We start from the raw sequence: 22,300 nt of genomic DNA, 5'->3' as shown, positions 1-22,300 counted from the left end.
CACCTCGCGGTGACCTGCGCACGGCTCGGGGCCGATGTGGTTCGCTACTCCTTCATCGCAGTGGACTTTCACCACCTACTCCTTGCCGGTCTACCGGCGCACTTAGAACTTGTGGCGGATGCCGACGATCGCAGCAACCTGGTTCGACGTCGACGACGCCGACAGGCCGTTGATGTTCGCAACCGCAGCGCGCTGCGTCGAGTCCGTGCCGCTGGCGTGCTGATAGATGCCATCGACGTAGACGTCCGTGCGCTTCGACAGGAAGTAGTCGACGCCGAGCATGCCTTGGTGGTACTTGGCGTTCGACAGGCCGTAACCCTTCGTGTAGTCGTACGCTGCGCCAACCAGCAGAGCCGGGGTCAGCTGATACTTGAAGTTGATTTCGGCGTTGTGGAACTTGCCCGAACCGCCCGTGTAGCCGGCTGCGTTCAGGCCCGTGCCTGCTTCCGTTGCGACATCCTTGAACTGCGTGTTGCTATACGTCGCGCAGACCGTTGCCGCGCCAAACGTGTAAGCGCCGCCAGCCGAGATGACTTGCTGCGTCTTCGCCGAAGCAAAGCCCGAGTACACGCGGCTGCCGGCCATGTTAGAAGCCGTTGCGCTCGACGACGGCGTGTTGCCGAAGAACGAGAAGTTCGGGTCCTTGACGTTCAAGTAGCCCGCGCCCAAGACCAACGGGCCTTGCGAGTAGCCGACGCCCAACGACCAGATCTGGTTGCGGTTGAACTGGCCGGCGTTGCCGCCCAGGCTGTACAGGCCGCCGAACGAGAAGCCGGCGTACTTGGCGCTCGTGTACTTGATCGAGTTGTTGACGCGATTCGAGTTGTTCAGGTTGTCCAGGTCGCCCGGGTGTGCGCCGTAGAACGTCGCCCATTGGCTACCGACTTCGAGCGCGCCCGTGTAGTCGACCACGGAGTCATACTGGCGACCCAGCGTGACCGTACCGTATTGCGCCGTCGACAGACCGACGTATGCCTGACGGCCGAATTCCGCGCCGCCTTGTGCCAGACGGCCGTTGAACACGTTGAAACCGTTTTCCAACACGAAGATTGCCTTCAGACCGCCACCCAGATCTTCCGTGCCCTTCAGGCCCCAACGGCTACCCTGGAGGTTGCCGCTGCTCATGAAGTAGTTGTGTTGACCGGCGGTGTTGTTCGTATAGGCGATACCGGCATCGATGATGCCGTACAGCGTCACGCTGCTCTGCGCATGTGCGGCGCCAGCGAAGGTGCCCAATGCAGCCAGAGCGAGAAGCGACTTTTTCATTGAATGATCTCCAAGGAGTGTTTGCGACTTGTTGGCAAGGTCACTGTTCAAGCGCCAGTGTGTTGACGGTCCCTGCCGATACGGCTTCTTTCGAAGGTGGTACGTAATGTAACAAACAGGTGTCAGCGGATAAAAGTAAAAGGGAGCAGTCTTTGCCGTTCGTGTGACGTTTACGCAACATGCGCTAAAATCTTGGTTTTGCAGGACATTTGCGGTCCGTGTTTGCCCTGATTGCCAGAAATGGCGCAATCGAAGCCTTGATTCGGGCGTCGCAGTCCTTGGGAACTGGCACGGCCGAAGCACGCAAATTGCATATCTGCGAATCGGTGAACAACGGGAGAGAGGTGAAAACATGACGCTCGATGAAGTCATCAGCGAGTTTGATCGAGGTCTGCGTTCGATGGTCGGCGTGAGCCGCATGTCGCGGCCCATCCCGGAATCGAACGTGGCGGGCGAGGCGAACGGCGGCGATTTGTTCGGCGACGAAGCGCAACTCAGCGAGAAGGAACGCGCGCATTCGGCCGGGCTGATGCGCGTGAATCACGTCGGCGAGGTGTGCGCGCAGGCGCTGTATCAGGCGCAGAAGCTCGCCACGCGCTCGCCCGAGCTCAAGGCGAAATTCGAAGAAGCGGCGCGCGAGGAAGAAGACCACCTCGCCTGGACCACGCAGCGTCTGAAGGATCTGGACTCGCGCCCGAGCTTGCTGAATCCGCTGTGGTACGCGGGCGCGCTGGCCATCGGCCTGGCCGCCGGGCGGCTAGGCGATCGCGCGAGCCTCGGCTTCATGGCGGAAACGGAGCGGCAAGTGGAGCAGCATCTCGATGGCCACATGCACGCTTTGCCCGCGAACGATTACGCATCGCGCACGATCGTGGAGCAAATGCGCCTTGATGAGGCATCGCACGCGGCGGCGGCCATCGGCGCGGGCGAGGTGCCGTTTCCCGTGCGCGCGCTGATGCGTGCCGCATCGAAAGTCATGACGTGCACCGCCTATTACATCTGACGAAATCCCCTCGGTCGGTGGGACTCTCCCGCCGGCCAAAGCCCGCTGGCAAGCCGATCAGAACAGTTACATTTCACTGATTTGTCGTACCGATTTCACGTTTTACCTTCACTTCCCCCGGTAGCTCTCTAATTCATAACGTTTTTCCGTTTGCCGGTTACTTCAAGGCCTGTCGCTAAGTCCTTGTTCTAGCGAATAAAAACACGTTGAAAAAAAGTGACGCGTCTTGACCGAGGAAATACCTTCCTCTAAAGTGGGAGACGGTGTGAGGAAGTGGTGTTTTGTGTGATTCCCAGCCCATTTTCGAAGCCAGATCACGGAGAGCGGGCGCTACGGTGGGCGTCCACAACGGGGAGAAGGTGAGTGTTCCAAGGGGCGTCGGCGCTGACGCTCGATGCGAAAGGGCGGATGTCGATCCCTTCTCGCTATCGGGATGCGCTGCAAGTTCAGGCAGAAGGCCGGGTGACGCTCACGAAGAGCCCGGATGGATGCCTGTTGCTCTTTCCCCGCCCGGAGTGGGAACGCTTCCGCGAAAAAGTCGCCGCGCTTCCGATGGAAGCCATGTGGTGGCGACGCATCTTCCTCGGTAACGCAATGGATGTGGAGCTCGACAGCGCCGGGCGCGTGCTCGTATCGCCCGAGCTGCGGTCGGCCGCGGCATTGGAAAAAGACGTGACGCTGCTCGGCATGGGCGCGCACTTCGAATTGTGGGATTCGCAGATGTACGCGGCCAAGGAAGCAGCAGCGATGGCTCAGGGCATGCCCGAGTCCTTGAAGGATTTCACTTTCTGACACGGCGAAAAACATGGCACCGGCGTCGGGAAAAGAACTGCAGCACCGCACGGTGCTGCTGCAGGAAGCAGTCGATGGACTGATCACGCGCACGGACGGCGTCTATATAGACGGCACGTTCGGGCGCGGCGGTCATAGCCGGGCGATTTTGCAGCGGTTGGGCGAGGCGGGGCGGCTGATCGCCTTCGACAAAGACCCGCTCGCGATCGCCACGGCGGAAACAATTGAGGATACGCGCTTTTCGATCGTGCACGACAGCTTCGCGTCGATGCGCGATGCGGCGAGCGAGCGCGGTGCAGGGAAGGTGTCGGGCGTGTTGCTGGACCTTGGCGTGTCGTCGCCGCAAGTGGACGACCCGGAACGCGGCTTCAGCTTCCGCGCACAAGGACCGCTCGACATGCGCATGGATCCGACTCGCGGCGAGTCGGCGGCTGAGTGGCTCGCTCGGGCCACGGTGCAGGAAATGACGGAGGTGATCAGAGATTATGGGGAAGAACGGTTTGCTTTTCAGATTGCAAAGGCGATTGCTGCTCGCCGGGCAGAGTCCGACCGTCTCGGGCCTCTCGACAGCACGGGCGAGCTTGCCGAAATCGTGGGTCACGCCGTCAAGACCCGTGAGAAGGGCAAGGATCCGGCAACCCGCACCTTTCAGGCTATACGGATTCACATCAATCAAGAGCTTGCGGAGCTGCAGGTAGTTCTCGAGTCGGCACTTTCGATGTTGGAGCAAGGGGGGCGGCTGGTCGTGATCAGCTTTCATTCGCTCGAAGACCGGATCGTCAAGCGGTTCATCCAGGCGCAGTCGCAAACGCCTGCGGTGGACCGGCGCTTGCCGATCCGCGCGGTCGATTTACCCAGCCCGCCGCTGCGCGTGGTGGGCCGCGTGTTTCCGAGCGAAGCCGAGGTGACCGGCAACCCCCGCGCGCGCTCCGCGGTGATGCGTATCGCCGAGCGGATCGCGCCATGAACCGTCTCAACATCCTGCTGCTGATCGTCGTGCTCGGGTGTGCGCTGTCGGTCGTCAGCGCCACTAATCAGCAGCGTCAGGTGTTTATCGAATTGCAGCGGGCGCAGTCGCAGGAGCGTCAGCTTCAGCAGGATTATTCGCAATTGCAGTATCAGCAGAGCGCGCTGTCGAAGACCTCGCGCATCGAGCAGTTGGCCACTTCCTCACTGAAAATGCAGCCCGTGACGACCGGTCGTACGCAATACCTGACCTACGATCCGGCCACCAACAAGGCCGCCGATACCCCCATGCCGCCGCTTCCCGCGTCGGCGCCGCCTGCTCGCGGAGCCAAGCGATGAAAAAGTCCGCGAAGCAGAAAGACATCGCTCACACGCCGAATCCGCTGCTCGCCGTGCGCCTGCCGATGTGGCGCTCGAAGTTCGTCGTGTTCCTGCTGTTCATGGCGTTCGTCACGCTCGCCGGCCGCGCATTCTGGATTCAGGGTCCGGGCAACGCGTTCTTCCTGAAACAGGGCGCGAGCCGCTATCAGCGCACGCTCGAAATGCCCGCCACGCGCGGCCAGATTCGCGACCGCAACGGCCTCGTGCTCGCCACGAGTCTGCCGGTGAAGGCCATCTGGGCCATTCCCGAAGCCGTGCCGAACGATCTCGGCGCCGACAAGCTCGCCGATCTGTCGAAGCTGCTCGACATGTCGCAAAAAGAGTTGCGCGCCAAGCTCTCGATGGACAAGACCTTCGTCTACGTGAAACGCCAGGTGCCGCTCGAAGTCGCGCAGAAAGTCGCCGCGCTCGACATCCCCGGCATTTATTCGCGCGGCGAATACAAACGCTTCTATCCCAAAGGCGAAATCACCGCGCATCTGATCGGCTTTACTAATATTGAAGACAAGGGTCAGGAAGGCGTCGAACTGGGCGACCAGAACCTGCTCGCCGGCACGCCGGGCATGCGCCGCGTCATCAAGGACCGCATGGGCCATATCGTCGAGGACGTCGACGAACAGGTCGTGCCGCGCAACGGCGAAGACGTCGAACTCTCGATCGACAGCAAGATTCAGTACATCGCGTACACGAACCTGAAGGCGGCCGTCGAGAAGTCGAAGGCCAAGGCGGGCGCGGCGATCGTGATCGACGTGAAGACGGGCGAAGTGCTCGCGCTCGTCAACTATCCCACCTACAACCCGAACGATCGCTCGCACATGACCGGCGAGCAGTTGCGCAACCGCATCCTCACGGACACTTTCGAGCCGGGCTCGATCATGAAGCCGTTCACCGTTTCGCTCGCGCTCGATCTGCATCGCGTGACGCCGAATACGCTCGTCGAAACGGGCGGCGGCACGTTCACGCTCGACGGCGCGCGCATCACGGACGATTCGGCATTCGGCACCCTCACCGTCGGCGGCGTGATTCAGAAATCAAGCAATATCGGCGCGACCAAAATCGCGATGCAATTGCGTCCTGAGGAAATGTGGAATATGTACACGAGCCTCGGGCTCGGGCAGGCGCCGAAAGTCGGCTTCCCGGGCGCGGTGACGGGACGTCTGCGGCCGTGGAAGAGCTGGCGGCGCATCGAGCAGGCGACCATGTCGTACGGATACGGTTTGTCGGCTTCTCTGTTTCAGTTGGCGCGCGCCTACACGGCGATCGCGCACGACGGCCAGATCATGCCCGTCTCGATTTTCCGCACGCCGGGCGATCAGCCGCCGGTCGGTCAGCAGGTCTTTTCGCCGACCACCGCGCGCGAAGTCCGCGCCATGCTCGAAACGGTCGTCGCGAAGGGCGGCACGTCGCCGGATGCGGCGGTGCCGGGTTATCGCGTCGGCGGCAAGTCGGGTACGGCGTACAAGCACGGCGCGCACGGCTACGATCACTCGAAGTATCGCGCGTCGTTCGTCGGCATGGCGCCGATGCCGAATCCGCGCATCGTCGTGGCCGTTTCCGTCGATGAACCGACGGCCGGCAGCCACTTCGGCGGTCAGGTGTCGGGTCCGGTGTTCTCGGGCGTCGTCGGCGATACGCTGCGCGCGCTGAACGTGCCGCCCGACATGCCGGTCAAGCAGATGGTCGTCACCGACGATTCGAATTCCGCGAATCAACCCGCCGCGCAGCAACCGGCGAATACCAACAACGCGAACACGGCGAAGAAAGTCGCCGTGTCGAGCAATACGAAGACGCATCCGGGAGTCGTGCGATGAGCGCGCTGCCCGGACAACAGAACATGCAGCAGGACGTTTCGAATGCCGTCGACTGGTTACGCGCGCATGCGCAGGCCGACGCTCAACTTCACGCCGACACGCGCTCGCTGAAAAGCGGCGACGTGTTTCTCGCCTATGCCGTCGACGGCGCGGACAACCGTCCGTATCTCGATGCCGCGCTCGGCAGCGGCGCGGTCGCGGCGCTGTATCAGCCGGAAAACTTCGCGGGCCAGCCGGATGCGGCGAAGACGCTGGCTGTTCCCGCACTGAACGAGCTCGCCGGTCCGATCGCGGCCGCGTGGTACGGCGAGCCGACCGCGTCGATGCTGACCGTCGGCGTGACGGGCACCAACGGCAAGACCTCGTGCACGACGTGGATCGCCACCGCCCTGATCGCGCTCGGCCGTCCGTGCGCGATCGTCGGCACGCTCGGCATCGGCATGCCGGGCAAGCTCACGCACAGCGGTTTCACCACGCCCGACGCGCCGCAGCTTCAGCGCAATCTCGCGCAGCTCAAAACGCAGGGCGCGGAAGGCGTCGCGATGGAAGTGTCGTCGCATGCGCTGCATCAGGGGCGCGTGAATGGCGTCGATTTCGACATCGCCATTTTCACGAATCTCACGCAGGATCATCTCGACTATCACGGCACGTTCGACGCGTACGAAGCCGCGAAGGCGCGTCTGTTCGCGTGGCCGACGCTCAAGACGGCCATCGTCAATCGCGACGATGCGGCGGGTCAGCGCCTGATCGAATCGCTGCGCGGCAAAGTGCGCACCATTGCCTACGGCGTCGACATGCTCGAAGCCGCCGCGCCCAGCGCCGATGCCGTTCTGCTCGCCACCAACGTGCGCGCCACGGCAACGGGCACCGCATTTCATCTGTCGTCGGATTGGGGCGAAGCGGAAGTCGAAGTCGGCACGCTCGGCATCTTCAACGTCAGCAATCTGCTGTCGGTGCTCGCCGTGCTGCTCGAAGTCGGCGTGCCGTTCGATACCGCCATCGCGCGCATCGAGAAGCTCGAATCGGTCAACGGCCGCATGGAGCGTCTCGGCGGACGCATCGCCAACGATGAACTCCTCGTCGTGATCGACTACGCACACACGCCCGACGCGCTCGACAAAACCCTCGCCGCCTTGCGCCCGATCGCGGCCGCGCGCGGCGGTCAGCTGGTCTGCATGTTCGGCTGCGGCGGCGACCGCGATGCCACCAAGCGTCCGCTGATGGGCGCCATCGCCGAACGTCTGGCCGATCAGATCGTCATCACGAGCGACAACCCGCGCAGCGAAGACCCGATGTCGATCATCGATCAGATCGCGGGCGGCATGAAGGACGCCAACCGCGCGCGTCGCATCGAAGATCGCGCGAGCGCCATTCTTCAAGCTATTCGCAGCGCGGCGCGCGAAGACGTCGTCGTGCTCGCCGGCAAGGGCCACGAAGCCACGCAGGAAATCATGGGCAAGAAGCGCGCGTTCTCGGATCAGGATCATGCGCGCCTTGCGTTGGCGGCGCGCACCACGCAACCGCGCGGAGGTGGCGAATGACGATGTTCACCCTGCGCGACGCCGCCGCGCTGATTCCCGGCGCGAGCTTCATCGGCGATGAAAACGTCGATATCGATCGCATCGTCACGGATAGCCGGGTCATTCAGACCGGCGATCTGTTCGTGGCGATTAAGGGCGATCGTTTCGATGCGCATGACTTTATCGATCAGGTTGCGAAAAGCGGGGCGGCTGCCGCGCTCGTGTCTCGTGATCCGAGCAACGCGGATGCCTGGGCGCTGCCGGTCATCAAGGTAAAGGACACACGAATCGGCCTCGGTGCGCTGGCGCACGGCTGGCGCAAGCGCTTCACGATGCCGCTCGTCGCCGTCACCGGCAGCAACGGCAAGACGACGGTCAAGGAAATGATCGCGTCGATCTTCGCGGCCGCGGTCGGCGAGGAATCGCGGCTGGCCACAGCGGGCAACTTTAACAACGACATCGGCTTGCCGTTGACGCTGTTCCGTTTGAATCATGCGCACAAGCTCGCGGTCGTCGAGCTCGGCATGAATCATCCGGGCGAAACCGAAGCGCTCGGCAAGATCGCCGCGCCCACGGTATCGGTCGTGAACAACGCGCAGCGCGAGCATCAGGAATTCATGGCGACGGTCGAAGCCGTCGCGCTCGAACACGCGTCGGTCATTCACGCGCTGGGCGAAACCGGCACCGCCGTGTTCCCCGCGGACGATGCCTACGCGAGCATCTGGCGCGTCGCCGCGACGGGCAATCCGATCATGGATTTCGCGCTCACCGACGATGCATCGAAAGCCGCCGTCACCGGCACGCTGAAGGGCACGACGGTCCACATGCGCACGCCGCAAGGCGAGATCGATATCGCGCTGAGCGTGCTCGGCGAACACAACGCTCGCAATGCGCTGGCGGCGGCATCGGCTGCGCTGGCGGCGGGCGTATCGCTCGATGCGATCAAGCGCGGGCTCGAAGCATTTCAGCCGGTCAAGGGCCGCTTGCAGGTGAAGCGCGCGATCGTCGGTGCGCTCAACGGCGCGACCGTCATCGACGACACCTACAACTCGAATCCCGATTCCATGCGCGCCGCCATCGACGTGCTCGCATCGCAGGCCGCGCCGCGCGTGCTGGTCATGGGCGACATGGGCGAAGTCGGCGATCAGGGTCCGGCGTTTCATCGCGAAGTCGGTGCGTATGCGGCGGAGCGCGGTATCGACGCGCTGTTCGCACTCGGCGACGCGAGCCGCGATTCGGTCGCCGCATTCAATGCGGCAGGCAAGCCGGGCGCCACGCATTTCACCGATGTCGCCGCGCTGACCGCGGCACTCGAACACACCGGCTTTGGCAACACGGCAACGTATCTCGCGAAAGGCTCGCGCTTCATGAAGATGGAGCGCGTGGTGGACGCCTTGACGAGTCCACAATCCGCGACGGGCAATCAGCCCGCCGCTCACTGAATCAGAAAGAGAAGGACCAGCATGCTACTTGCACTCGCGCAATGGCTTCAGAATGACGCCAGTTTCCTGCGCGTGTTCACCTACATTACGTTCCGCGCCGTTGGAGCCACGGCGACGGCGATGTTGATCGGCCTCGTCTGCGGCCCGTGGGTCATCCGCAAACTGACCGCGATGAAAGTCGGTCAGGCCGTGCGTAAGGACGGCCCGCAGTCGCACCTCGTCAAATCCGGCACGCCGACGATGGGCGGCGTGCTCATCCTCATCGGCATCGCGGTGTCGACGCTGTTGTGGGCCGATTTGACGAACCGCTTCGTGTGGATCGTGATGCTCGTCACTTTCGGCTTCGGCGTGATCGGATGGGTCGACGACTATCGCAAGGTCGTCTACAAGGACCCGCGCGGCATGTCGTCGCGCGAGAAGTATTTCTGGCAATCGGTCATCGGCATTTTCGCGGCGGTGTATCTCGCGTTCAGCGTGTCCGAAGCCAACAACGCGCGCGTGTTCGATCTGTTCATGGCGTGGGTGCGCAGTGGCTTGTCGATGGGTCTGCCCGCGCGTGCCGACCTGATGCTGCCGTTCGTGAAGGCGATCAGCTATCCGCTCGGTGTGTGGGGCTTTATCGCGATGACGTATCTCGTGATCGTCGGTTCGAGCAACGCGGTGAATCTCACCGATGGTCTCGACGGCCTCGTGATCATGCCGGTCGTGCTGGTGGGCGCATCGCTCGGCGCGTTCGCTTACGTAATGGGTTCGTCGGTCTATTCGAAGTATCTGCTGTTCCCGCACATTCCCGGCGCGGGCGAATTGCTGATCTTCTGCTCCGCGATGGGCGGCGCGGGCCTCGCGTTCCTCTGGTACAACACGCACCCCGCGCAAGTCTTCATGGGCGATGTCGGCGCGCTCGCGCTCGGCGGTGCGCTCGGAACGGTCGCGGTCATCGTGCGTCAGGAAATCGTGCTGTTCATCATGGGTGGCATTTTCGTGGCCGAAACGCTGTCGGTCATGTTGCAGGTCTTCTGGTTCAAGTTCACGAAGCGCCGTTACGGCGAAGGCCGCCGTTTCTTCAAGATGGCGCCGCTGCATCACCACTACGAGTTGTCGGGCTGGACCGAGACGCAAGTGGTGGTGCGCTTCTGGATCATCACGTTGATGCTGTGTCTGTTCGGTTTGTCGACGCTGAAGCTGCGTTGATCGTTTCGGCGTTCGCGGTTTTTTCAAGTATCAAAGAAAGGTAAAGCGATGTTCGGCGAGAAGTTTGTAGGTCGGCAAAGTCCGATGGTGCTCGTGCTGGGACTGGGTGAATCCGGTCTGGCGATGGCGCGCTGGTGCGCCAGGCACGGCTGCCGCCTGCGTATCGCGGATACGCGGGAAACGCCGCCGAATCTCGCCGAACTCGCGGTCCACAAGATCGACGCGGATTTCGTCGGCGGCGCGTTCACGCCGGATTTGCTCGATGGCGGTATCGAACTCGTTGCGATCAGCCCGGGCCTTTCGCCGCTCGCCGACGATCTCGCGCCGCTGATCGCCGCAGCGAAAGAGCGCGGCATTCCGGTGTGGGGCGAACTCGAACTGTTCGCGCAGGCGCTGGCGTCGCTCGGGACGAACGGCTATCAGCCGAAGGTGATCGCGATCACCGGCACGAACGGCAAGACCACGACGACCGCGCTGACCGGCCTGCTCTGCGAACGCGCGGGAAAGACGGTGGCGGTCGCGGGCAACATCAGCCCGGCGATGCTCGACAAGCTCAGCGAAGCGATCGATCAAACCGCGCTGCCGGATGTCTGGGTGCTCGAACTGTCGAGCTTCCAGCTCGAAACGGCGCACACCTTCACGCCCGATGCAGCCGCCGTGCTGAACATCACGCAGGATCATCTCGACTGGCACGGCGGGCTCGATGCCTACGCCGCCGCGAAGGGCCGCATCTTCGGCGCGACCACCACGCGCGTGCTGAACCGCGACGACAACCGCGTGATGAAGCTCGCGGCGAATGTCGCGCAGCATCGCGTGGTGACGTTCGGTCTGAACGAGCCGCTGAATGTCGGCGATTACGGTTTGCTGCGCGACAACGGCATGGCGTGGCTCGCGGAAGGTATCGATCAGGACGCATCCGACGAAGCCCCGACACGCCGTCGCAAGAAGGACGAAGCCGAGCCGAACGTCGTCTCGAAGCGTCTGATGCCCGCCGATGCCTTGCGCATTCGCGGTCTGCACAACGCGGCGAACGCGCTGGCGGCGCTCGCGCTGACGCGCGCCATCGATCTGCCGCTGGCCGCGTTGCTGCACGGCTTGCGTGAATATCGTGGCGAGCCGCATCGCGTGGAAGTGATCGCGCAGATCGACGGCGTCGATTACGTCGACGACAGCAAGGGCACTAACGTCGGCGCAACGGTCGCCGCGCTCGATGGCCTCGCGCAACGCATCGTGCTGATCGCCGGCGGCGATGGCAAGGGCCAGGACTTTTTGCCGCTCGAAGCGCCGGTCGCACGCTGGGCGCGCGCCGTGATGCTGATCGGCCGCGCCGCGCCGCGCATTCGCGACGTGCTCGCATCGACGGGCGTCGCGCTCGAGGATCACGCCACGCTCGAAGAGGCGACGAATGCCGCCGCGCGCATCGCCGAAGCGGGCGACGCCGTCTTGTTGTCGCCCGCGTGCGCGAGCTTCGACATGTTCAAGAACTACGCACATCGCGCGGACGTGTTCCGTGGCGCGGTGGAAGAAATCGCCGCCGCGCGGGGAGTGATGCTATGAGCTGGTCGGAACGCTTTGGATCGAAACTCACGGGCACGCGTCACGCGGTGCCGAGCGACTCGCTCGCCGGTCGCACCGATGCCACGTCGCGCATGCGTCGCGGCGCGTCGGGTATTGCGAGCGCGGTCAACGGCGTGCGCCCGGCGCGTTCGCGCATGCTCGATTACGACTACTCGTTGCTGTGGGTGACCATCGCGCTGCTCGGGCTGGGCATCGTCATGGTGTATTCGGCGTCGATCGCCATGCCCGATTCGCCGAAGTATGCGAGCTATCGCGACTATCACTTCCTCGTGCGTCACCTCATCTCGATTGCGACGGCGATCGTCGGCGCGGTCATCGCGTTCAAGATTCCGATCAAGACGTGGGACAAATACGCGCCGAAGCTCTTTCTGCTCGCGCTCGGCCTGCTGGTGATCGTGCTGATTCCGCATATCGGCAAGGGCGTGAACGGCGCGCGCCGCTGGATTCCGCTCGGCATCACGAACATGCAGCCGTCGGAAATCATGAAGCTCGCGGTGACCATCTACGCCGCGAACTACACCGTGCGCAAGCAGGAATTCATGCACAGCTTCGGCAAGGGCTTTCTGCCGATGGCGGTCGCAGTCGGCGTGGTCGGCGCGCTCTTGCTGCTCGAGCCGGACATGGGCGCGTTCATGGTGATTGCGGCGATCGCGATGGGCGTGCTGTTCCTCGGCGGCGTGAACGGCAAGCTGTTCGGCGGTCTCGTGGCGACGGCCATCGGCACCTTCACCTTGCTGGTGTGGGCATCGCCGTGGCGTCGCGAACGGATCTTCGCTTACCTCGATCCGTGGGACGACCGTTACGCCCAAGGCAAAGCGTATCAGCTGACGCACTCGCTGATCGCGTTCGGTCGCGGCGAGTGGTTCGGCGTGGGCCTCGGCGGCAGTGTCGAAAAGCTCAACTATCTGCCGGAAGCGCATACCGACTTCATCCTCGCGGTGATCGGCGAAGAGCTTGGTTTCGTCGGCGTGATCTGCGTGATCCTGCTGTTCTACTGGATCGTGCGCCGTTCGTTCGAGATCGGCCGTCAAGCGCTTGCGCTCGATCGCACGTTCGCGGGCTTGATGGCGAAGGGCGTCGGCATCTGGTTCGGCGCGCAGACCTTCATCAACATGAGCGTGAATCTCGGCCTCTTGCCGACCAAAGGTCTGACGCTTCCGCTGGTTAGCTACGGCGGCTCGGGCATTCTGCTGAACTGCGTCGCGCTCGCTGTTTTGCTGCGCGTGGACTACGAGAATCGCGTCCTGATGCGCGGAGGAAAAGTATGACCGTGCAACGCGACCGCACCTTGATGGTGATGGCAGGCGGCACCGGGGGCCATGTGTTCCCGGGGCTCGCGGTCGCACATTGGATGCAGGCGCACGGCTGGCGCGTGGTGTGGCTCGGCAACGCGAGCGGCATGGAAGCGACGCTCGTGCCGAAGCACGGTATCCCGATGGAATACGTGCGCTTCGGCGGCGTGCGTGGCAAAGGCATCAAGACGAAGCTGATGTTGCCCGTGAACCTGCTGCGTGCGTGCTCGCAAAGTCTCGCCGCGCTGCGTCGCGTGAAGCCCGATGTCGTGCTCGGCATGGGCGGCTACATCACGTTTCCGGCGGGCATCATGACGAAGCTCGCGGGCTGTCCGCTGGTGCTGCACGAACAGAATTCGATCGCCGGACTCGCGAACAAAGTGCTCGCGCATCTCGCGAAGCGCGTGCTCGTCGCATTCCCGAATGCTCTGAAGAATGGCGAATGGACCGGCAATCCGATTCGCGCGGAACTTACTGAAACTTTGCCACCCAAAGAACGCTACGCCGCGCGTTCGGGCCGTTTAAACGTGCTCGTCGTCGGCGGTAGTCTGGGTGCGGCGGCGCTGAACGAAACCGTGCCAAAAGCGCTCGCGATGCTGAACGTGGATGAACGTCCGCGCATCGTGCATCAGGCGGGCGCGAAGCATATCGACGCACTTCAGGCGAATTACGCGGCGGCGGGTCTGCCGGTCGGCGACGACCTGCAACTCGTGCCGTTCATCGAAGACATGGCTCGCGCTTACGCCGATGCCGATCTCGTCATTTGCCGCTCGGGCGCGATGACGGTTTCGGAAATCGCGGCGGTCGGCGTGGCCGCATTGTTCGTGCCGTTCCCGTTCGCCGTCGACGATCACCAGACGACGAACGGCGCGTTCCTCGCGAAAAACGGAGCGGCCGAACTCATACAACAACGGGATCTGTCGGCACAGAAGCTCGCCGACTGGTTACGCGCACAAACACGCGCAACGCTCGCTGACATGGCCGAGCGTTCGCGCGCACTCGCGAAACCGGACGCGACCGAAAGAGTCGCGAGCATTTGCGCCGATGTGGCCGGCGCGCGTCTGAACGCGCAAGCAAGGGAGGCACATTAGCAATGAAACACATCGTCAAGCATATCCATTTCGTCGGTATCGGCGGCGCGGGCATGAGCGGCATCGCGGAGGTGCTGCTCAATCTCGGTTATCACGTGAGCGGATCGGACCTCGCTAACGGCGCGGTCACCGAGCGTCTGAAGGCGCTGGGCGCGCGCGTGGAGATCGGGCATCACGAGCAGAACATCGAAGGCGCGAACGCGATCGTCGTGTCGACGGCCGTGCGCGCGGATAACCCCGAAGTGCTGGCCGCGCGTCAGCGTCGCGTGCCGATCGTGCCGCGCGCGGTGATGCTCGCTGAACTCATGCGTCTGAAGCAGGGCATCGCGATTGCCGGCACGCACGGCAAGACCACGACGACTTCGCTCGTCGCGAGCGTGCTGGCGGCGGGCGGGCTCGATCCGACTTTCGTCATCGGCGGACGTCTGAACAGCGCGGGCGCGAATGCGCGTCTCGGCACGGGCGATTTCATCGTCGCGGAAGCGGACGAGTCGGATGCGTCGTTCCTCAATCTGTTCCCGGTGATCGAAGTCATCACGAATATCGACGCCGATCACATGGACACCTACGGCCACGACTTCGCACGGCTGAAGCAGGCGTTCATCGAGTTCACGCATCGGCTGCCGTTCTACGGCATCGCCGTGTTGTGCGTCGACGATCCGAACGTGCGCGAAATCCTGCCGTTCGTGTCGAAGCCGATCATCCGTTACGGCCTCGGACCGGAAGCGGAAGTGCGCGCCGTCAACGTCGAACCGCGCGATGGCCGCATGCACTTCACCGCGATGCGCGCCGATGCGCCGCCGCTCGATATCGTGCTGAATCTGCCGGGCACGCATAACGTGCAGAACGCATTGGCCGCGATCGCGATCGCGACCGAACTCGAAGTCGCCGATGCCGATATCCAGCTCGCGCTCGCGGAATTCAACGGCGTGGGCCGCCGCTTCCAGCGCTACGGCGAAATGACGCCGAACAACGGCGACGGCGCGTACACGCTGATCGACGACTACGGTCATCACCCGGTGGAAATGGCCGCGACGATCGCGGCGGCGCGTGGCGCGTTCCCCGGTCGTCGACTCGTGCTGGCGTTCCAGCCGCATCGCTTCACGCGCACGCGCGATTGCTTCGAAGACTTCGTGAAGGTGTTGTCCACCGTCGATGCACTGGTGCTGACCGAAGTGTATTCAGCAGGAGAATCGCCGATCGTCGCAGCGGACGGACGCGCACTCGCGCGCGCGATTCGCGTCGCGGGCAAGGTCGAGCCGGTTTTCGTCGACACGGTGGACGAAGTACCCGATGCTGTCACGACCATCGCTCGTAATGGCGATGTCGTGATCACGATGGGCGCGGGTTCCATCGGCGGTGTGTGTGGAAAGCTGGCCAACGCGCAGGCTTGATGAGAGTGGCATGACGGAAATGAGCAATCAGGTGAATCAAATCGATCCCAAAGTCTTCGGCAAAGTCGCGGTGCTGCTCGGCGGACATTCCGCCGAGCGCGAGGTGTCGCTCAACTCGGGACGTCTCGTGTTGCAGGGCTTGCGCGAAGCGGGCATCGACGTGCATCCGTTCGATCCGGCCGAACGTCCGCTGTCGGACCTGAAGGCCGAAGGTTTTGCGCGCGTGTTTATCGCGCTGCACGGCGGTTACGGCGAAAACGGTCAATTACAGGGCGCGCTGGATTTTTACGGCATACGCTATACGGGCAGCGGCGTGCTCGGTTCGGCGCTCGGCATGGACAAGCTGCGCACCAAGCTGGTGTGGCAGCAGACCGGCATTCCCACGCCGCCGTTCGAAACCGTGTTCCGTGGCGAAGACTACGCGGCGCGCGCGCAGGACATCATCGCGAAACTCGGGCTGCCGCTGTTCGTGAAGCCCGCGAGCGAAGGATCGAGCGTCGCGGTCATCAAGGTGAAGAGCGCGGAAACGCTGATTCCGGCGCTGGAAGAAGCGGCGAAGTTCGACAAGATCGTGATCGTCGAAAAGAGCATCGAGGGCGGCGGCGAGTTCACTTGCTGTATCGCGGGCGATCTGGATCTGCCGATCATCAAGATCGTGCCGGCGGGCGAGTTCTACGACTATCACGCGAAATACGTCGCCGACGACACGCAATACCTGATTCCGTGCGGCCTGACCGACGCGGAAGAAGCACGCATGAAGCAACTGACGAAACGCGCTTTCGAAATCCTCGGCTGCACCGATTGGGGCCGCGCGGACTTCATGCTCGATTCGGACGGCAACCCGTATTTCCTCGAAGTGAACACGGCGCCCGGCATGACCGATCACTCGCTGCCGCCGAAGGCCGCGCGCGCGGTCGGCATCAGCTACAAGGATCTGGTGGTGCAGGTGCTGGCGCTCACGCTGAAGAACTGAGCAGACGAACACGCAGACGAACAAGCAGAACAAAACAGGACACGACGAAACGCAATATGTGGAACAACGTTCGCCAGATGAACCTCGTCTCCAGCGCGCTGCACGCCATTTTCGTGCTGGCGCTGCTGGGCGCCGCGGGCGTCTACGCGATCCAGCGTCCCGAGTTTCGTCTGCAACAGATTCAGATCGACGGCGATACGCAGCACATCAATACGCCGACGGTGCGCGCCAGTGTGGTCGGTCATCTGAAGGGCAATTTCTTCACCGTCGATCTCGATACGGCGCGCGCCGCGTTCGAACAGATGCCGTGGGTGCATCACGCGAGCGTGCGGCGCGTATGGCCGAACGCGCTGGCGGTGACGCTCGAAGAGTACAAGCCGTTCGGCACGTGGGGCAACGATCAGCTGGTGAGCGTGGACGGCGATCTCTTCACCGCGAATCAGGGCGAACTCGACGACGACCTGCCCGCGTTCGACGGCCCGGACGGCACGGCGAAGGAAGTGGTCGCGCGTTATCACGATTTCGAGACGTGGTTCGCGCCGCTCGACGCGAAGCCGGAGGAAGTCACGCTGTCGTCGCGCTTCGCGTGGACGGTGAAGCTGTCGAACGGCACGCAGATCGAACTCGGTCGCGAGCGCAATCAGGACACGCTGCACGAGCGCAGCGCGCGGTTCGTCGCATCGTGGCCCGCGGTGACGGGGCGTTGGGGGAAGGAAATCGAATATGCGGATTTGCGTTATCCGAACGGCTTTGCAATTCGGGCCGCCGGAATGCGGTTCATCAACGACACCGATAAGGCCAAGAAGTAAGCAGACGTCACAGGCAATGAGCACGCTATGGGCAAAGACTACAAAGACCTGCTGGTTTCCCTCGACATCGGAACGTCGAAGGTGGTCGCGATCGTCGCCGAACTAAAAGGCGAAGGCCACTACGAGGTGATCGGACTGGGTCAGGCCGACTCGAAGGGGTTGAAGAAAGGCGTCGTGGTCAATATCGAGGCCACGGTGCAATCCATTCAGCGCGCGCTCGAGGAAGCCGAGCTGATGGCCGATTGCAAGATCACGAACGTATTTACCGGGATCGCCGGCAGCCATATCCGCAGCTTCAATTCGAGCGGCATGGTGGCGATCAAGGACAAGGAAGTCACGCAGACGGATGTGGCGCGCGTCATCGAAACGGCGAAGGCGATCAACATCCCGACCGATCAGCAGGTGCTGCATATCCTGACGCAGGAATTCATCATCGACGGTCAGGAAGATGTGCGCGAGCCAATCGGCATGAGCGGCATCCGGCTGGAAGTGAAGGTGCATATCGTCACGGGCGCGGTCAGCGCGGCGCAGAACATCGTGAAGTGCGTGCGCCGCTGCGGTCTCGAAGTGAACGATCTGATTCTGCAACCGCTGGCGTCGTCGCTCGCGGTGCTGACCGAAGACGAGAAGGAACTGGGCGTGGTGCTCGTCGATATCGGCGGCGGCACGACCGACATCGCGATCTTCAGCGAAGGCGCGATTCGTCATACGGCCGTGATTCCGATCGCAGGCGATCAGATCACCAGCGACGTCGCGATGGCCCTGCGCACGCCGACGCCGGATGCGGAAGATATCAAGGTGAGCTACGGCATCGCCAAGCAGGCGCTCGCCGATCCGGACGAGATGATCGAAGTGCCGGGTCTCGGCGAACGCGGTCCGCGCACGCTGTCGCGTCAGGCGCTCGCGGCCGTGGTCGAGCCGCGTGTCGAAGAACTGTTCTCGCTCGTGCAGCAGGTCGTGCGCGAATCCGGATATGAAGAATTGCTGTCGAGCGGCGTCGTGCTGACCGGCGGCGCGGCGATGATGCCCGGCATGGTCGAACTCGGCGAAGACATCTTCCTGAAGCCGGTGCGTATCGGCGTGCCGGAGTATGCGGGCGGTCTCGCGGATGTCGTGCGCAACCCGCGCTATTCCACCGCGATGGGTCTGCTCGCCGAAGGACGTTCGCAACGCATGCGCGGTCGCAAGGTCGCGGTGCAAAGCGGCTCGATGGGTCAGGTTTTTTCTCGCATGAAAGATTGGTTTCTCGGAAACTTCTGAAGCAGTAGCAGTACATAAGCAATACGAACTAAGATTCGCATACGCTCCAATATAATTTCGCGTTGGTAACGGCGGCTGATGTGCGATGAGAAGTTGCCCGACTTTTCATCGAATAACGCCGATTTTCATTCTTGACGGAGGCAACATGGATTTCGAAATGCTGGAAACGGAAACCAACGGCACGATCATCAAGGTCGTAGGTGTTGGTGGTGCGGGTGGTAACGCAGTTCAGCACATGATCAACCGGGGTGTGCAAGGCGTCGACTTCATCGTGATGAACACGGACGCTCAGGCGCTCGCACGTTCGCGCGCGTCGGCGGTTCTGCAACTGGGCATGAGCGGTCTGGGCGCGGGCGCCAAGCCGGAAAAGGGCAAGGAAGCAGCAGAAGATGCACGCGAGCGTATCGCCGACTCGCTGTGTGGCGCGCATATGGTGTTCATCACCGCGGGCATGGGTGGCGGCACGGGTACGGGCGCAGCGCCGGTCGTGGCACAGATCGCCAAGGAAATGGGCATTCTGACCGTCGGTGTCGTGAGCAAGCCGTTCGAGTTCGAAGGCGGACGTCGCATGCGCGTGGCTGAAGCCGGTTCGCAGCAACTGGAGGATCACGTCGACTCGCTGATCGTCGTGCTAAACGACAAGCTGTTCGAGGTGATGGGCGATGACGCCGAGATGGACAAGTGCTTCCAGTGCGCGGACGACGTTCTGAACAACGCAGTGGCCGGTATCGCGGAAATCATCAACGTCGATGGCCTGGTGAACGTCGACTTCGAAGACGTGAAGACCGTGATGGGCGAGCAGGGCAAGGCGATGATGGGCACGGCGACGGTTGCCGGCGTCGATCGCGCGCGTCTGGCTGCCGAGCAGGCTGTTGCAAGCCCGCTGCTGGAAGGTGTCGATCTGTCGGGTGCGCGTGGCGTGCTGGTGAATATCACCTCGAGCCGTTCGCTGCGTCTGTCGGAAACGCGTGAAGTGATGAACACCATCAAGTCCTACGCAGCCGACGATGCAACCGTGATCTTCGGCGCCGTGTACGACGACGCAATGGGCGACGCCCTGCGCGTGACGGTGGTCGCAACGGGTCTGGGCCGCGCGGCGAAGAAGCAGCAGCAAACGCCGATGACCTTGCTCCGCACGGGCACGGACAACCAGCCGGTCGCGCATGCGCATCATCATCAGCCGTCGCACAACTCGTATGGCACGCAGCACGGTCAGGGCACGACGGATTACGGTCAGCTCGACACGCCGGCAGTGTGGCGCTCGACGCGTGAAACCGCGGCATCGCACGTTCAGGCGCTGCAAGAGAAGGGCGTGGATACGTACGACATCCCGGCGTTCCTGCGCAAGCAAGCGGACTGAAGCATCGCGCGCGGTTTAGTGCTGAAATAGCGCATTGAGCCAAACACGAGCGATGCCGCACCGCGAGCCAAACTGAACGTCCGGACGCGAAGCAGGTTTCGCGTGGGGCGACTGTCCAAGGCCGCGTCGAGGCTGAAGTCGAGCCGGACGCCAGGCCGTGGCCAGCCGACCCCCACGTATTTGCCGCCTGACGTCGAGGCAAGCAGATTGAAACCGAGATCGTCGAACGTGCGTTCCGCCAGTAGCGCGGGACGATGTATCGCGAAAATGCGACGAACCGCTGACATGGGAAGGACCGAGCATGATCAAAGTGGGTGACACGTTGCCCGATGTGAAGCTCTTCGAGTTCATCGAAGAGGCCACCGAGGGCTGCGCCGTGGGACCGAATGGGTTCCAGGCGCGCGAGCGGTGCGCCGGCAAGCGCGTGGTGATCTTCGGATTGCCGGGCGCGTTTACGCCGACGTGTTCCGCCAGACACGTGCCGGGCTATGTCGAGAAGGCGGCGGATCTGTCCGCTGCCGGAATCGACGAAGTCTGGTGCGTTTCCGTCAACGACGCGTTCGTGATGAGCGCGTGGGGACGCGATCTTCAAACCGCGGGCAAGGTGAAGATGATCGCGGACGGCAGTGCGCGTTTCACTCAGGCACTCGGACTGGAACAGGACTTGACCGAGCGCGGCATGGGAATCCGTTCCCAGCGCTACGCGATGGTAGTCGACGATGGCGGTCAAGACGCTCAACGTCGAAGCGCCCGGAAAGTTCGAAATCAGCGACGCTCAGACCATTCTCGCGACGTTGCGCTGAGGACAGCGGCGTTCCGCGTTGCCAGCGCGCAACGCTTCGAACGCCCTCGTTTTCAGCCGCAACTTGGGGCCGGTGCCCGGAAATGCCTCCATTCCGGGTATCGGCCCGTTCTACTTCATTGTTTTGACATCGCGACGTAACACAGGGAAACAGTTGATACCTGTGGAATCAAGACGTTGCGCATCGGATGGAGTATAATTCGGCCTATTAGCTTATATTGCGCGATTGATTCTCTTAATAGAGAGTGCGAATCGGAAAAACAAAATCATGTTGAAGCAGCGAACAATCAAGACCATCGTCAAAACCGTGGGAATCGGGCTTCATTCCGGCCGTAAGGTCGATCTGACGCTTCGTCCGGCGCCGGCAGGCACCGGTATCGTGTTCTCGCGCGTCGATCTTCCGGAACCGGTGGATATCCCGGCGTCCGCGATGGCGATCGGCGACACTCGTCTCGCGTCCGTGTTGCAGAAGGACGGCGCGCGCGTGTCGACCATCGAGCACTTGATGTCGGCGTGCGCGGGCCTCGGTATCGACAATCTGTATGTCGATGTAACTGCCGAGGAAATCCCGATCATGGACGGCAGCGCGGCTTCTTTCGTGTTTCTGATTCAATCGGCAGGGGTCGAAGAGCAGAACGCACCGAAGAAATTCATCAAGGTGACGAAGCCCGTCGAAGTGCGCGATGGCGATAAATTCGCGCGTCTCGACCCGTATTTCGGCTTCAAACTGAGCTTTACCATCGATTTTCGTCATCCGGCGGTCGACAAGACTGGTCAGGCGCTGGAAGTCGATTTCGCGTCCACGTCGTATGTGCGCGATATCGCCCGGGCGCGCACGTTCGGTTTTGCGCACGAAGTCGAAATGATGCGTGAATTGGGTCTCGCGCGCGGCGGCAGCATGGATAACGCCATCGTGCTGGACGAATACCGCATTCTGAACAACGACGGCCTGCGTTACGACGACGAGTTCGTGAAGCACAAAATGCTGGACGCGATCGGCGATCTTTACGTCGTCGGTCATCCGCTGCTGGCGTCGTACAAGGCGTACAAGGGCGGCCACGCAATGAACAACATGCTGCTGCGCGAGTTGCTGGCGAACGAAGATGCCTATGAAATGGTCACCTTCGACGATCTGCAGAAAGCGCCGCGCGGTTTCGGTTTCGACACGCAGACGGCTTTTGCCTGATCGCGTTAGAGGTTGTTCGAGGTAGGAAGTGTGAAGAATGAGCGGCTCCGGCCGCTCATTTTTTGTGCGCCCAGCATGGGCGCACTCTTGCGGGTGCAAGTCGCGCGGCAAGTTGACCACAGCGAGCGAAGTGAAGCGCAACTGCGGAAGGGCGACCGACCGTGGGGAGGAAGCGTGGAGCGA

18 protein-coding genes and 1 pseudogene are annotated in these 22,300 nt (G+C 62.6%); 18 read left to right on the top strand and 1 reads right to left on the bottom strand.

The genetic code is table 11. The annotated features are described in order from the left end of the window. Positions 1–102: 102 nt before the first annotated feature. Complete coding sequence (locus BVER_RS14955; RefSeq protein ID WP_050453984.1) at positions 103–1,266, bottom strand: porin; 1,164 nt, start codon at positions 1,264–1,266, stop codon at positions 103–105. Positions 1,267–1,618: 352 nt separating this feature from the next. Between BVER_RS14955 and coq7 the strand changes: the two genes are divergently transcribed. From coq7 to lpxC, 18 genes and pseudogenes are all read left to right on the top strand, one after another. Beyond that, positions 1,619–2,269 carry a 2-polyprenyl-3-methyl-6-methoxy-1,4-benzoquinone monooxygenase gene (coq7, locus tag BVER_RS14950; protein ID WP_050453983.1) on the top strand — a complete coding sequence of 217 codons (651 nt, stop codon included), beginning with the start codon at positions 1,619–1,621 and terminating at the stop codon, positions 2,267–2,269. Positions 2,270–2,632: 363 nt separating this feature from the next. Continuing rightward, positions 2,633–3,061 (top strand): division/cell wall cluster transcriptional repressor MraZ, encoded by a 429-nt coding sequence (mraZ, locus tag BVER_RS14945; protein ID WP_050453982.1) that lies wholly within the window; start codon positions 2,633–2,635, stop codon positions 3,059–3,061. A 13-nt stretch (positions 3,062–3,074) separates the two neighbouring features. After that, positions 3,075–4,028, top strand: a complete 954-nt coding sequence (gene rsmH / locus BVER_RS14940) for a 16S rRNA (cytosine(1402)-N(4))-methyltransferase RsmH (RefSeq protein ID WP_050453981.1) — start codon at positions 3,075–3,077, stop codon at positions 4,026–4,028. After that, positions 4,025–4,366: a cell division protein FtsL gene (gene ftsL / locus BVER_RS14935; protein ID WP_050453980.1), complete on the top strand. Its 342-nt coding sequence runs from the start codon at positions 4,025–4,027 to the stop codon at positions 4,364–4,366. Before rsmH ends, ftsL begins: the two co-directional genes overlap by 4 nt. Then, a complete protein-coding gene (locus tag BVER_RS14930; RefSeq protein ID WP_050453979.1) occupies positions 4,363–6,219 on the top strand; it encodes a peptidoglycan D,D-transpeptidase FtsI family protein in 1,857 nt (618 codons plus the stop codon). The genes ftsL and BVER_RS14930 overlap by 4 nt, the downstream gene beginning before the upstream one ends. Then, positions 6,216–7,760, top strand: a complete 1,545-nt coding sequence (locus BVER_RS14925; RefSeq protein ID WP_050453978.1) for a UDP-N-acetylmuramoyl-L-alanyl-D-glutamate--2,6-diaminopimelate ligase — start codon at positions 6,216–6,218, stop codon at positions 7,758–7,760. Before BVER_RS14930 ends, BVER_RS14925 begins: the two co-directional genes overlap by 4 nt. Then, positions 7,757–9,181, top strand: coding sequence for a UDP-N-acetylmuramoyl-tripeptide--D-alanyl-D-alanine ligase (locus tag BVER_RS14920; RefSeq protein ID WP_050453977.1), 1,425 nt, complete (start codon positions 7,757–7,759; stop codon positions 9,179–9,181). Before BVER_RS14925 ends, BVER_RS14920 begins: the two co-directional genes overlap by 4 nt. 21 nt (positions 9,182–9,202) lie before the next feature. Beyond that, a complete protein-coding gene (mraY, locus tag BVER_RS14915) occupies positions 9,203–10,372 on the top strand; it encodes a phospho-N-acetylmuramoyl-pentapeptide-transferase (protein ID WP_050453976.1) in 1,170 nt (389 codons plus the stop codon). 48 nt (positions 10,373–10,420) lie between these two features. Then, complete coding sequence (gene murD / locus BVER_RS14910) at positions 10,421–11,929, top strand: UDP-N-acetylmuramoyl-L-alanine--D-glutamate ligase (protein WP_050453975.1); 1,509 nt, start codon at positions 10,421–10,423, stop codon at positions 11,927–11,929. After that, positions 11,926–13,218, top strand: a complete 1,293-nt coding sequence (gene ftsW, locus BVER_RS14905) for a putative lipid II flippase FtsW (RefSeq protein WP_050453974.1) — start codon at positions 11,926–11,928, stop codon at positions 13,216–13,218. Before murD ends, ftsW begins: the two co-directional genes overlap by 4 nt. Further along, entirely contained in the window at positions 13,215–14,333 is a 1,119-nt protein-coding gene (gene murG / locus BVER_RS14900; RefSeq protein ID WP_050453973.1) for an undecaprenyldiphospho-muramoylpentapeptide beta-N-acetylglucosaminyltransferase, read from the top strand. The genes ftsW and murG overlap by 4 nt, the downstream gene beginning before the upstream one ends. A 2-nt stretch (positions 14,334–14,335) precedes the next feature. After that, positions 14,336–15,727: a UDP-N-acetylmuramate--L-alanine ligase gene (gene murC, locus BVER_RS14895; protein WP_050453972.1), complete on the top strand. Its 1,392-nt coding sequence runs from the start codon at positions 14,336–14,338 to the stop codon at positions 15,725–15,727. Positions 15,728–15,758: 31 nt separating this feature from the next. Beyond that, complete coding sequence (locus tag BVER_RS14890) at positions 15,759–16,700, top strand: D-alanine--D-alanine ligase (protein WP_050453985.1); 942 nt, start codon at positions 15,759–15,761, stop codon at positions 16,698–16,700. Between the two features lie 56 nt (positions 16,701–16,756). Continuing rightward, positions 16,757–17,509: a cell division protein FtsQ/DivIB gene (locus tag BVER_RS14885; protein ID WP_050453971.1), complete on the top strand. Its 753-nt coding sequence runs from the start codon at positions 16,757–16,759 to the stop codon at positions 17,507–17,509. 27 nt (positions 17,510–17,536) lie between these two features. Then, entirely contained in the window at positions 17,537–18,769 is a 1,233-nt protein-coding gene (gene ftsA / locus BVER_RS14880) for a cell division protein FtsA (RefSeq protein ID WP_050453970.1), read from the top strand. Positions 18,770–18,914: 145 nt separating this feature from the next. After that, entirely contained in the window at positions 18,915–20,129 is a 1,215-nt protein-coding gene (gene ftsZ / locus BVER_RS14875; protein ID WP_050453969.1) for a cell division protein FtsZ, read from the top strand. A gap of 301 nt (positions 20,130–20,430) precedes the next feature. Beyond that, positions 20,431–20,932: pseudogene (locus BVER_RS14870) on the top strand (peroxiredoxin). A gap of 267 nt (positions 20,933–21,199) precedes the next feature. Continuing rightward, positions 21,200–22,117, top strand: coding sequence for a UDP-3-O-acyl-N-acetylglucosamine deacetylase (lpxC, locus tag BVER_RS14865; protein ID WP_050453968.1), 918 nt, complete (start codon positions 21,200–21,202; stop codon positions 22,115–22,117). Positions 22,118–22,300: the final 183 nt, after the last annotated feature.

Origin of the sequence: Candidatus Burkholderia verschuerenii (assembly GCF_001189365.1) — a bacterium.
Taxonomy (GTDB): Bacteria; Pseudomonadota; Gammaproteobacteria; order Burkholderiales; family Burkholderiaceae; genus Caballeronia; species Caballeronia verschuerenii.
The sequence above is the reverse complement of the archived record's forward strand: the minus strand, read 5'-3'. Positions and strand labels throughout refer to the sequence as shown.

Coding starts and splice junctions, on each gene's coding strand:
- BVER_RS14920 (WP_050453977.1), top strand. CDS start 7,757: ATGACGATGTTCACCCTGCGCGACGCCGCCGCGCTGATTCCCGGCGCG.
- BVER_RS14925 (WP_050453978.1), top strand. CDS start 6,216: ATGAGCGCGCTGCCCGGACAACAGAACATGCAGCAGGACGTTTCGAAT.
- ftsL (WP_050453980.1), top strand. CDS start 4,025: ATGAACCGTCTCAACATCCTGCTGCTGATCGTCGTGCTCGGGTGTGCG.
- murG (WP_050453973.1), top strand. CDS start 13,215: ATGACCGTGCAACGCGACCGCACCTTGATGGTGATGGCAGGCGGCACC.
- BVER_RS14930 (WP_050453979.1), top strand. CDS start 4,363: ATGAAAAAGTCCGCGAAGCAGAAAGACATCGCTCACACGCCGAATCCG.
- ftsA (WP_050453970.1), top strand. CDS start 17,537: ATGGGCAAAGACTACAAAGACCTGCTGGTTTCCCTCGACATCGGAACG.
- BVER_RS14955 (WP_050453984.1), bottom strand. CDS start 1,266: ATGAAAAAGTCGCTTCTCGCTCTGGCTGCATTGGGCACCTTCGCTGGC.
- ftsZ (WP_050453969.1), top strand. CDS start 18,915: ATGGATTTCGAAATGCTGGAAACGGAAACCAACGGCACGATCATCAAG.
- murC (WP_050453972.1), top strand. CDS start 14,336: ATGAAACACATCGTCAAGCATATCCATTTCGTCGGTATCGGCGGCGCG.
- ftsW (WP_050453974.1), top strand. CDS start 11,926: ATGAGCTGGTCGGAACGCTTTGGATCGAAACTCACGGGCACGCGTCAC.
- rsmH (WP_050453981.1), top strand. CDS start 3,075: ATGGCACCGGCGTCGGGAAAAGAACTGCAGCACCGCACGGTGCTGCTG.
- murD (WP_050453975.1), top strand. CDS start 10,421: ATGTTCGGCGAGAAGTTTGTAGGTCGGCAAAGTCCGATGGTGCTCGTG.
- coq7 (WP_050453983.1), top strand. CDS start 1,619: ATGACGCTCGATGAAGTCATCAGCGAGTTTGATCGAGGTCTGCGTTCG.
- mraY (WP_050453976.1), top strand. CDS start 9,203: ATGCTACTTGCACTCGCGCAATGGCTTCAGAATGACGCCAGTTTCCTG.
- BVER_RS14885 (WP_050453971.1), top strand. CDS start 16,757: ATGTGGAACAACGTTCGCCAGATGAACCTCGTCTCCAGCGCGCTGCAC.
- lpxC (WP_050453968.1), top strand. CDS start 21,200: ATGTTGAAGCAGCGAACAATCAAGACCATCGTCAAAACCGTGGGAATC.